7 protein-coding genes are annotated in these 10,779 nt (G+C 70.5%); 4 read left to right on the top strand and 3 right to left on the bottom strand.

Annotation, left to right across the window (positions count from 1 at the left end):
- The first annotated feature begins 241 nt into the window (after positions 1-241).
- The 4 genes from ACLQ7T_RS13070 to ACLQ7T_RS13085 all read left to right on the top strand — a co-directional run bounded on the left by ACLQ7T_RS13070 (position 242) and on the right by ACLQ7T_RS13085 (position 7,475).
- A complete protein-coding gene (locus ACLQ7T_RS13070; protein ID WP_420479823.1) occupies positions 242-1,333 on the top strand; it encodes a Glu/Leu/Phe/Val family dehydrogenase in 1,092 nt (363 codons plus the stop codon).
- A gap of 286 nt (positions 1,334-1,619) precedes the next feature.
- The gene (gene cckA, locus ACLQ7T_RS13075; RefSeq protein ID WP_420479818.1) at positions 1,620-3,689 is read left to right on the top strand and encodes a cell cycle histidine kinase CckA; all 2,070 of its coding nucleotides are present in this window, start codon (positions 1,620-1,622) and stop codon (positions 3,687-3,689) included.
- 68 nt (positions 3,690-3,757) lie between these two features.
- Complete coding sequence (locus ACLQ7T_RS13080; protein ID WP_420479819.1) at positions 3,758-5,599, top strand: M61 family metallopeptidase; 1,842 nt, start codon at positions 3,758-3,760, stop codon at positions 5,597-5,599.
- 67 nt (positions 5,600-5,666) lie between these two features.
- Positions 5,667-7,475, top strand: a complete 1,809-nt coding sequence (locus ACLQ7T_RS13085) for a DUF885 domain-containing protein (protein ID WP_420479820.1) — start codon at positions 5,667-5,669, stop codon at positions 7,473-7,475.
- On the opposite strand, the gene ACLQ7T_RS13090 is transcribed toward ACLQ7T_RS13085, so the two are convergent.
- The 3 genes from ACLQ7T_RS13090 to ACLQ7T_RS13100 form a co-directional block, all read right to left on the bottom strand.
- Positions 7,472-8,386, bottom strand: coding sequence for a LysR substrate-binding domain-containing protein (locus ACLQ7T_RS13090; RefSeq protein ID WP_420471617.1), 915 nt, complete (start codon positions 8,384-8,386; stop codon positions 7,472-7,474). The genes ACLQ7T_RS13085 and ACLQ7T_RS13090 overlap by 4 nt on opposite strands.
- Positions 8,387-8,816: 430 nt before the next feature.
- On the bottom strand, positions 8,817-9,905 hold the full coding sequence (locus tag ACLQ7T_RS13095; RefSeq protein WP_420479821.1) for a DUF1176 domain-containing protein: 1,089 nt from the start codon (positions 9,903-9,905) through the stop codon (positions 8,817-8,819).
- A gap of 60 nt (positions 9,906-9,965) precedes the next feature.
- A partial coding sequence (locus ACLQ7T_RS13100; protein WP_420479822.1) for a DUF1176 domain-containing protein occupies positions 9,966-10,779 on the bottom strand: 814 nt, incomplete at its 5' end.

Below are 10,779 nucleotides of genomic sequence, written 5' to 3' on the forward strand. Positions count from 1 at the left end.
GGTTAGTGGTTAGTGGTTAGTGGGTGGCTGAAGCCACCTGCGGTGCTCGCGTTTCGGACGCTGACGTCTGCCGCATCGAACCACTAGTCACTAACCACCAATCACTTGCAGCCGCCGTCGCCTGCCGACCGCGCTCCATCCCCCGCCCCATCGCCATCACGAAACCGCCATGCTTGCGGAGTACCCCGCCGGCGCGTAATCAGCCGCGCAATAAAAATACCCGGGAGTAACGTCCATGAGCATGACCCTTTTCGATTCGCCGTCGTTCGCGAACCACGAAGGCGTTCACGCCGTCTTTGATGAAAAGACCGGTCTGCGCGCCATTATCGCTGTTCACTCGACCGCCCGCGGCCCGGCCGTCGGCGGCACCCGCATGTGGAACTACGCCTCCTCGGCCGAAGCGCTGGAGGACGTCCTGCGCCTGTCGAAGGGCATGAGCTACAAGAACGCCGTGGCCGACCTCGAGATGGGCGGCGGCAAGTCGGTCATCATCGGCGACAGCCGCACCCAGAAAACCCCGGAACTGTTCGCCGCCTTCGGCCGCGCCGTCTCGACCCTGGGCGGCATCTACTACGCCGCGGAAGACGTCGGCGTGTCGGTCGCCGACATCGCCGAAGCCCGCAAGGTGACCCCCTATGTGCTGGGTCTGTCGGACGGTCCGGAAGCCTCGGGCGACCCGTCGCCGGTGACCGCCGAGGGCGTTTTCCGCTCGACCCTGACCGTCGCCCGTCGCCTGTGGAAGCAGGACGACCTGACCGGCCTGACCATCGCCCTGCAGGGCATCGGCCACGTCGGCGGCTACCTCGCGGACAAGCTGCACGCCGCCGGCGCAAAGCTGGTCATGACCGACGTCAACACGGCCCTGCTGGCCGAGGTCGCCGCCCGCACCAACGCCGAGATCGTCGCCCCGGACGCCATCTATGACGTCAAGGCCGACGTCTACGCCCCGTGCGCCCTGGGCGCGACGCTGAATCCCGAGACCCTGGACCGCCTTTCGGCCAAGGCTGTCGTCGGCGCCGCCAACAACCAGCTGGCCACCCCGGAAATCGGCCGCATCCTGTTCGAGCGCGGCGTCCTCTACGCGCCGGACTACGTCGTCAACGGCGGCGGCATCATCAATGTCGCGTCCGAGCTGAACGCCCGCAACACCGGCGGCGCCTATGACCCGGCCTGGGTGGAGGGCAAGCTGTCGCGCCTGATGGAGACCCTCGACGAGGTGCTCGAGCGCTCGGCCTCGGAAGGCCGTCCGACCCACGAGATCGCCGACGCCATCGCCGAAGCCCGCATCAACGCCGCCCGCGCCGAAAAGGCCGCGCAGCTGAAGGCGGCGTAAGCCTCCCTCAGGCGTTGCGTTTCAGACCGGCCGTCCCGCTTCCGCGGGGCGGCCGGTTTGCGTTCGGGGCCTGCGGCCAATTCTGACGCACCGGCATGCCAGTCTCTCACGACCGGTTATCCGGTGGAGGCTGGCCGGTAGACGATCTGGACGATCTGGACGGTCTGGACGGTGTATTTCGACGGTCTCCACGCTGCGGGCCGTCTCCCTGTGCCCCGGATTCGCGTGACAGGCGCATCCGGACCATCATTCCGCATTCCACCCGTTCTGATTCGGGCCGAGACGCATGACGACGACCACCGCCCGCCGCTCCATCGATCCGCTGCTGATCGTGATGGCGCTCGGCTTTGTCGTGGCCGTGGGGGCCATGGCCTATCCGGCCTTCCGGGCCGATCCCATGAGCACGCCGGGCCTGATCCTGATCTTCACGGTCGGGGCCGTGTCCCTGATCGGCCTGTTCACCTTCGCCCGCAGTGAGAAGCGCGCGCCGACCGGCGACGCCGACGTCGATCTGCTGGACGCCATGGTCGAGCCCGCGGCCCTCGTGTGGTCCACCGGACAGGTGCTGGCCTACAACGCCGCATGGGCTGAGGCGGGGGGGGCGACCGTCGCCCTGCCGCCCGCCCGTTCGGGCGGCAAGTCGGCGTCCGCCCTCTACATGGCCTTCGCCCAGGCCCGGGCCGGCGAGCATGGCCGCGCCATCGTGCCGGTAGGCGACCGGGAGCTCGAGGTCCTGATCGGCCGGGCCGGGGAGGGGCGCTTCCTTCTGCGCGCGGCGCCCGAGGCGGTCCTGCCCGTCGCCACCCCGGTCGCTGACCGGCCTGTCGCGGCCGCCAATGTTCCGAGCGGCCGGGCCATGGCCGCCGGCGCGCCCTTCGGCTCCGCCCTGATCCAGGCCGACGACCTCTTCGCCGGCAAGGTCGAGGAAGCCAACGCCGCCCTGGCCCTGCTGACCGGCCCCGCCGCCGCCCGTGACGCGGCCTTCGGCCATCTGTTCGAGCCGTCCGGCGTGATCGAGGCCAAGGCCAAGCTCAACGCCGGCTCGTCCGGCCCGATCGAGCTGGTCGCCCGCGCCCACCCGGACCGGATGCTCCACCTCTACGTCGCGCCCGAGAACGGCAAATGCCGGGTCTGGCTGTTCGACGTCTCGTCCCAGAAGTCGATGGAGCTCCAGCTCTCGCAGGCCCAGAAGATGCAGGCCGTCGGCCAGCTGGCCGGGGGCGTCGCACACGATTTCAACAATCTGCTGACCGCCATCCAGCTGCAGCTGTCCGGTCTGCTGGAGCGCCATCCGGTGGGGGACCCCTCCTACGAGGGCCTGAACGAGATCCGTCAGACCGCCATCCGCGCGGCCGATCTGGTGCGCAAGCTCCTGGCCTTCTCGCGCAAGTCCACGGTCCGTCGCGAGCGTCTCGACCTGGGCGAACTGGTCGGCGAGTTCGCTGTTCTGCTGCGCCGGTTGCTGCGCGAGGATGTCCGGCTCGAGACCGACTACGGCCGCGACCTGCCGGTGGTTCTGGCCGACAAGAGCCAGCTGGAGACCGCGGTCATGAACCTGGCCGTCAACGCCCGCGACGCCATGCGGGGCGTGGTTGAGCCGGGCGACGCCGTCGTCACCATCAAGACCCGCCGCCTGACGCAGGACGAGGCCCGTCAGATGGGGTGGGCCGCCGCCGCCACGGAGGCCGTCGCCCTGATCGAGGTGTCCGACACCGGCACGGGCGTGCCGCCCGAACTGCTGGACAAGATCTTCGAGCCCTTCTTCACCACCAAGGCGGTGAACGAGGGCACCGGCATGGGCCTGGCCACTGTCTACGGCATCGTCGAACAGGCCGGCGGCCACATCAACGTCACCAACCTCGAGGGCCCGAATTCCGAAAGAATGGGCGCCGCCTTCCGCATCTTCCTGCCCGAGGCCGCCGAGGCGGAGCTGGCCGAGACCCCGGTCATCGAGAAGGTGGTCAAGGCCCCGCGCGACCTGTCCGGCGCGGGCCGCATCCTGTTCGTGGAAGACGAGGCCGCCGTGCGCGGCATCGCCGCCCGCCTGCTGCGTCAGCGCGGCTATGAGGTGATCGAGGCCGAGGACGGCGAACAGGCGCTGGAGCTGGCCGAGGAGCACGCCGGCCAGATCGACATGATGATCTCCGACGTCATCATGCCGGGCCTCGACGGGCCCAGCCTGCTGAAGAAGGCCCGCAAATACCTGGGCGACGCCCCGGTCATGTTCATCTCCGGCTATGCCGAGAGCGACTTCTCCGACCTGCTGCAGGACGAGACCGGCGTCTCCTTCCTGCCCAAGCCGCTGGACATCAAGACCCTGGCGGAGCGGGTGAAGCAGGAACTGCACGCGGGCTGAACGATCCTTCACTTGCCAGCCGCCGTCGCCCGCGCCACGGTCCGCGCCGGGTTCCGGAGGGTTTCTGTATGAAGTGCGTCGCTGTCAGTCTGGCTGTTCTGTCGCTCGGTCTCGCGACCCCCGCCCTGGCCCAGACGGCCCCGCCGGTGCGCTACGCGCTCAGCTTCGACAACGCGGCCCACCACGAGGCGCGGATCACGGCCACCTGGCGCGACATGGGAAGCGGGCCGGTGCGGCTCGAGATGTCCCGCTCCTCGCCCGGCCGCTATGCGATCCATGAGTTCGCAAAGAACGTCTATTCGCTCACCGCCGTCGACGGCGCCGGCCGCCCCCTGGTCGTCGAACGCACGGACCCCTACGGCTGGACCGTCGCGGGGCACGACGGGACCGTGACGGTCACCTACACCCTGTTCGGCGACCGCGCCGACGGCACCTACGCCCAGATCGACGCCACCCACGCCCACCTGAACATGCCCGCCACCCTGCTGTGGGCCCGCGGCCAGGACGATCGTCCGGTGGAGCTCACCTTCCGCGCGCCGGACCCGTCCTGGCGGATCGCCACCCAGCTGGCGCCGACCGCCGACCCGACCGTCTTCACCGCGCCGAACCTGCAGTACCTGATGGACAGCCCGACCGAGCTCAGCGACCACCGGGTCCGCGAGTGGACGGTCGATGACCACGGGACGCCACGCACCATCCGGATCGCCCTGCATGATCCCGGTACGGACGAACACGCGGACATCTTCGCCGGTCGCGCCCGCCGCGTGGTCGATCAGCTGATCGCCGTCTTCGGCGACGTGCCCGATTTCGACTACGGGACCTACACCTTCATCGCCGACTACCTGCCCCACGTCAGCGGCGACGGCATGGAGCATCGCAACTCGACCATCATCAGCGGCTCGCGCTCGCTGGCCGAGGGGAACTACAGCCAGATCGGCACCCTCAGCCACGAGTTCTTCCATTCCTGGAATGTCGAGCGCATCCGTCCGCGCGAGCTGGAGCCCTTCGACTTCACCCGCGCCAACCCGACCCCGTCCCTGTGGTTCGCCGAGGGCTTCACCAACTACTACGGCCCGCTGGCCATCCGCCGCGCCGGAGTGTCGGACGTCGACGCCTTCCTGGCCAACGTCGGGGGCCAGTACAACGCCGTCCGCAACAGCCCGGCCCGCGCCTACGGCTCGCCGCAGGAGATGAGCCTGCGCGCGCCCTTCGTCGACGCCGCCGCCTCCATCGACCCGAACAACCCCAACATCTTCGTCAGCTACTACACCTGGGGCGCGGCCCTGGCCCTGTCGCTGGACCTGACCCTGCGGGACCGCTTCCGGGATGTGACGCTGGACGACTACATGCGCTGGATGTGGCGTCATCACGGGGTGAACGGCGTCCCCTACACCCCCGACGACCTGCGCAAGGGTCTGGCGGCCGTCACCGGCGACCAGGCCTTCGCCGACGCCTTCTTCGCCCTCAGCATCGAGGGCAGCGACCTGCCCGAGATCCAGCCCATGCTGGCGCAGGCCGGCATTCTGATGCGCCCCCGCAACCCGACCGCCGCGTGGCCGGGGCCGGTCCGGCTGCAGGTTTCGGGCGAGACGGTCCGTCTGGCGACGGCCACCGTCCCCGGCACGCCGCTGTACGAGGCCGGTCTTGAGAGCGGGGACGAGATCGTCACCCTCGGCGACGCCGCGATCGACAGTCAGGCGAACTGGGACGACGCGCTGAAGGCGCTGAAGCCGGGCGACACGGTTGCTGTCCGCTTCATTCAGCGCGGGATCGAACGCACCGGCCAGCTGGTCCTCGGCAACGATCCGAACGTCGAGCTGGTCCGCATCGAGACGACGGGCGGCGCGCCGACCCGCCGGCAACTGGCCTTCCGGACGGCCTGGCTCGGTGCGGAAAGCGCCGAGCCCTGACCCGCTGACGGCCGCCTGCCGACGCGGCCCTGGCGGCGTCCGGCCAGTGACAACAAGGGAAGCGCCTATGACCATGGATCGCCGCCGTCTTCTGATCACCGCCGCCGCGGGGGCGGGGCTCGCCGCCTCGGGCGCCGCCCTGGCCGCGCCCCGCGACCCGGACGCCGAGCTGGACGCCCTGCTGCAGGTCTGGTTCGACGAGGACGTCGACCGGTCGCCCGAGAGCGCCACCAACCTCGGTCTCGACCGGGGCGCGCGGGCGGGGCTGTCCGGCAAGCTCAGCGACTACAGCCAGTCTTCATGGCGCGACCAGCGGGCGCAGGCGGTCGAACGCCTGCGCGTGTTCCGCGCCTTCGGCGGGCCGAACGACCTGTCCGCGGCGGGCAAGGTCAATCACGCCGTCGCCGCCTTCCGGATCGAGACGACGGCCGCAGGGGCGGGCTTCGACTACGGCGCCGCGCTCGGCGGCGGGCGGATGGGGCCCTATGTCGTCAACCAGCTGACCGGCGCCTATTTCACCGTGCCGGACTTCCTGGACAACCAGCACCGGGTCGAGGACCGCGACGGCGCCGACGCCTTCCTGTCGCGCCTGTCCGCCTTCGGCCCGGCCGTCGACGCCGAGACGGTCCGCATCCGCGCCGACGCCGCCGGCGGCGTGATCCCGCCCGACTTCATCATCGACCTGACCACCGGCCAGCTGCGCGCCCTGCACCGTCAGGTCGCCGCCGACATGGCCATGGTCCGCGCGCTGGAGCGCAAGGCCTCGGCCCTCGGCCTCTCCGGCTACGGTGAGCGCGCCGCGCGTCTGGTCGAGACGGAGGTCAAGCCGGCCCTGGCCCGCCAGATCGAGGTCTTCGAGGCGCTGCGTCCCCGGGCGGTGCATGAGGCGGGCGTGACCCGGCGCCTGCCTGACGGCGAGGCCTTCTACGCCCACGCCCTCAAGCACTGGACCACCACCACCCTGACGGCGGACCAGATTCACGCCATCGGGCTGGAGCAGGTGGCCGAGATCAGCGCGGGGATCGACGCGATCCTCAGATCGCAGGGCATGACCCGGGGCACGGTCGGCGAGCGCATCGACGCCCTGAACAAGGACCCGGCCCAGCTCTATGCCGAGACCGACGAGGCCAAGGCGCAACTGATCGCCGACCTGAACCGTCAGGTGCAGGCGCTTCAGCCCCTGCTGCCCCGCGTCTTCGGCCATCTGCCGCGCGCGGGCGTCGAGGTGCGGCGCGTGCCGCCGGCCATCGAGGCGGGCGCCCCGGGCGGCTACTACCAGGGGCCGCCGCTCGACGGCTCACGGCCGGGCGCCTACTACATCAACCTGCGCGAGGCGAGGAATTGGCCCCGCTTCGCCCTGCCGACGCTGACCTGGCACGAGGCCTCGCCGGGGCATCACCTGCAGGTCGCCCTGCAGCGCGAGAACACAGGCCTGCCCCGGTACCGCCGCGCCAACGGCTTCTCGGCCTATAACGAGGGTTGGGCGCTCTATGCCGAGGCGGTCGCCGCCGACGATCTGGACGTCTATGCCAATGACCCGCTGGGTCGGGTCGGCTTCCTGATGTCCTACCTGTTCCGGGCGGTGCGTCTGGTGGTCGACACCGGCCTGCACGCCAGGGGCTGGAGCCGCGAACAGGCCGTCGACTACATGGTCGCCTCGGGCGCCAAGCCGGTCGGGGCGGCCAACAGCGAGATCAACCGCTACGCCTCGATGCCGGGCCAGGCCTGCGCCTACAAGATCGGCCACACCGTCATCGCCCGGCTGCGGGCGGAGGAGGCGGCCAAGCCGGGCTTCGACCTGCGCGCCTTCCACGACGAGGTGCTGGCCAACGGCTCCGTCCCGCTGGCCGTGCTGGAGGGGCTGATCCGCGCCTAGCCTCCGGCGCGGGCCTCGATCACCGCGGGGTCCGCGTCGGCGACCGACACCAGCCATTCGCGGAAACGCCGGATCTTGGGCGACCGCCGCCGGCCCTCCGGCCAGACCAGATAGTAGCCGGTGTGGAAGGACACCGTCTGGCGGAACGGGCGGACCAGCAGACCGGCCCGGAGCTCCCGCGCGAACAGGATGGGCGAGCCCAGCGCCACGCCCTGATCGCCCAGCGCCGCCGCGACCTCCAGCACCTGATAGTCGGCGGTCAGGCGGATCGCCGGGCGGCGGCCCTCGCTCAGGCCCGCGACGGCGAACCACTCGGCCCACTCCTTCTCCATCCCGATCCGCGGCGCCTCCAGCAGGTCGCAGGGCGCCTTCAGGTTCAGCCGCTCGGCCATCGCCGGGCTGCACAGGGGGGTGAAGATCGACGGCATGAACAGCTGGCTCTCCAGCCCCGGCCACTCCCCGTGACCCGAGCGGATGCCGACGTCGAACCCCTCGCGGGACAGGTCCAGCAGCGCCGGATTGGTGTCCAGCCGCACCGCCAGTCCCGGGTTCGACAGCTGGAAGGCGCCCAGATGCGGCGCCAGCCACTGGCTCGCCAGTGTCGCCAGCGTCGTGATCGACAGGATGTGCTCGTCCGCCTCGGTCAGGTCGCTGATCGCGCGGCGCAGCAGGGTGATCGATTCCGTCGCGGCGCTGGACAGGCGCTCGCCGGCCTCGGTCGGCTGGACCTCGCGCGGCAGGCGGCGGAACAGGCTCTGACCCAGCCGTCCTTCCAGCGCCTTGATCTGCCAGCTGACCGCCGCCTGGGTCATGCCCAGTTCCTCGGCGGCGCGGGTGAAGCTTCTCAGGCGCGCGGCGGCCTCGAACACGCGGATCGAGGCGAGCGGAATGCCGGACAGGGGATCGGCCATAAGTGAACCTTATGAGGTGGTGCGCCAATCTGGTTTGTCCCGCCGACCTGTCAAGTCGATCATTCCTTTATCGAAGGAGCCGAACAGAGGAGGCCGGTATGGAAGAGATGCATCACACGCATAAGGAACCCGCATGGGGCTGGCTTTCGGTGCTTGAGGACTGGCGCCGCAGCCGCACGCGCCGCCGCCTTCGCGCCCGCCCCGGTTCCGACGCCGCGAACCGGCGCTGAGCTTCCCCGTATCCGGTCGCGCGGGCCAAGGCCCTTTCCCCCCACGTTGACCGCAGGCCCTTTCGGGGGCCGCCAGCCCGAACGCCGGCAGCCTCCTGCCTATGGCGTTCGGGCTGATCCTGCATGCGGACACCGGAACCGCCATCCCTATGGCGCCGCGCCGGCGACGGCGACGAGCTGGTCAGGGCCCCGGAGGGGCGTCAGCGCCTGACGTCCGCCTGCCACAGGGCCGCCCAGTGATCCCACGGAACGCCCGCGCAGAGGTCCGAGACGATCTCCTCCGACAGCTCGAAGCGCTCGCCGGTCCAGACCCACGACCGAATGATCCCGCAGTCGCCGATCCCGCGCCCCTTCTCGAACATGCTCAGGGTCCGGGTCGCGGGGTCATAGGCGCCGTTGGTGGTCTGGTCGAGTTGGGTTCCGTCTGCGGAGGGCAGGGCGAGCGGTCTCGGGTTCACCCCGTTCGGGCCGGTCAGATACCAGTCGTGGAGCAGCGAGAAATATCCGCCCTCTCCGCAGGCCACGCCCCAGAGTTCTGTCGAGGCGTTCAGCCTCGCGCCTTCCGGCGAGGGAAGGCGTGACTCGCCTTCGTCGCCCGTGTCTTCGCTGGCCCGGCAGGCTTCAGCCAGTCGCTTCACAGGGGCGGGCGTGACCCGGGTTTCGGGATCGAAGCCGGTCTGCTGCTCCGCGGGCGCAGCCGTCACCACCGGCGCGGGCAAGGCCGCGGGCACGGTGTTTGCCGAGCGGTCTCCACGTCGCAGCCAGGCGGTCGTCGTCCCGATCCGCCCTTGTCGCTCGTCGATCCACAGCAGTGCCGCCGCCGCGCCCGAGGCGTTCAGAGCCTGACTTTCCTTCCCGTGGGCGACACGGATTTCGCGCGCCTGCGCGATAGCTCTGGCCAGCGCATCGCCGTCACCGCTGTATTCGCCCCAGTCCGTGTCCGGCAGGGCGCAGTCCGGGCAACCGCCGTCGCCGTCGGACAACGGCCAACGAACCCCGTCGACGATCAACGCCAGTTCGCCCTCACGGGTATCGGGCGCGAATCCGGCGGCGATGATCGCCTTGCCGTCCGGTCCGGCCTCCCGTCCGACCCGGATCCAGCCGACCCCGTAATCGACAGCCTGCGCATAGGCCGAACAGGTGTTGAAGGCTCCGCAGGCGTCCCACCAGTCACGGAAGGTCTTCATCTCCGGCTTTTGTGTCGGGACCGCCGCCACGGCTTGCGCGACAGGCTCGTTCCCACACCCTGCCAGCAGAACCAGCGTGGCCGCCAGAACCGTCAACCGCATGACCCGTCACCCCTCCTGAGAGGCGCCGACCTTACAGCCTCTGACGGCCTCGGCCAGTCGTCAGCCCCGCGTCCGCCACAACGTCGGCCAAACGTCCGGCGTCATGCCCCAGCAGTCGCCCATCGACCGTTCCTCGGACAGGGCGAATCCGCCTGTGGTCCAGGTCCAGGTGGTGATGGTTCCGCAGTCGCCCAGGCCGCGTCCGCGCGGGAAGACGGTCAGGGTCCGGTGCGCGGCGTCATAGACCGGGTTCACCAGCCACGGCCCTTCACCGCCGATGTCGCCCTCGCTGCGCGGGGTGCGCTCGGGCAGGGGCGCCGGGCGCACATTCGAACCGTCCGGCCGGCTCAGGTACAGGACATAGGTGGCGTTATAGGCGCCGCTGCCGCAGGGCACGCCCCAGAGGATCGTCTGACCGTCCAGCCGCGCGCCGAGGATGGCCTTGTTCAGAAAGGCGTTCCCCTCGGCGCGGCAATCCTTCACGGCCTGCAGGCCCTCAATGGCGACGGGCAGCTTGAGGCCTTCGGAGTCGTCCTCCAGCGGGTTGGCCGCTCCCTCGAACCCTCTCTGGGAGATCGCCGCGGCCGGAATGACCCGCGGCAGCGGCGGGGCTGCGGGCACGGCCGAGGCCGGGCGCTCGCCCCGACGGAGGAGGGCGGTCGTCGTCTCCAGCCGCCCCTGCCGTTCATCGATCCACAACAGGGCCGCGGAAATGCCGGACGTGGGCAGGGCGGCCTGCGCCTTTCCGGAGGTCAGGGTCAGGGCGCGCGAGGCGGGCAGGGCGGCGAGGATGGCGCGCGCACGGTCGGCGGCGGCCCCGGCGTTCGCGGCGTCGCGCGCTCCGCCGCGCAAGGCGTAGTCGCGCCCGTCGATC

Source organism: Brevundimonas sediminis (assembly GCF_048799765.1).
In the GTDB taxonomy this organism is placed as follows: Bacteria; Pseudomonadota; Alphaproteobacteria; order Caulobacterales; family Caulobacteraceae; genus Brevundimonas.

Bases quoted from the DNA above. Each gene is read 5' to 3' on its own strand.
- ACLQ7T_RS13070 (WP_420479823.1), top strand. From the start codon at position 242: ATGACCCTTTTCGATTCGCCGTCGTTCGCGAACCACGAAGGCGTTCAC.
- cckA (WP_420479818.1), top strand. From the start codon at position 1,620: ATGACGACGACCACCGCCCGCCGCTCCATCGATCCGCTGCTGATCGTG.
- ACLQ7T_RS13080 (WP_420479819.1), top strand. From the start codon at position 3,758: ATGAAGTGCGTCGCTGTCAGTCTGGCTGTTCTGTCGCTCGGTCTCGCG.
- ACLQ7T_RS13085 (WP_420479820.1), top strand. From the start codon at position 5,667: ATGACCATGGATCGCCGCCGTCTTCTGATCACCGCCGCCGCGGGGGCG.
- ACLQ7T_RS13090 (WP_420471617.1), bottom strand. From the start codon at position 8,386: ATGGCCGATCCCCTGTCCGGCATTCCGCTCGCCTCGATCCGCGTGTTC.
- ACLQ7T_RS13095 (WP_420479821.1), bottom strand. From the start codon at position 9,905: ATGCGGTTGACGGTTCTGGCGGCCACGCTGGTTCTGCTGGCAGGGTGT.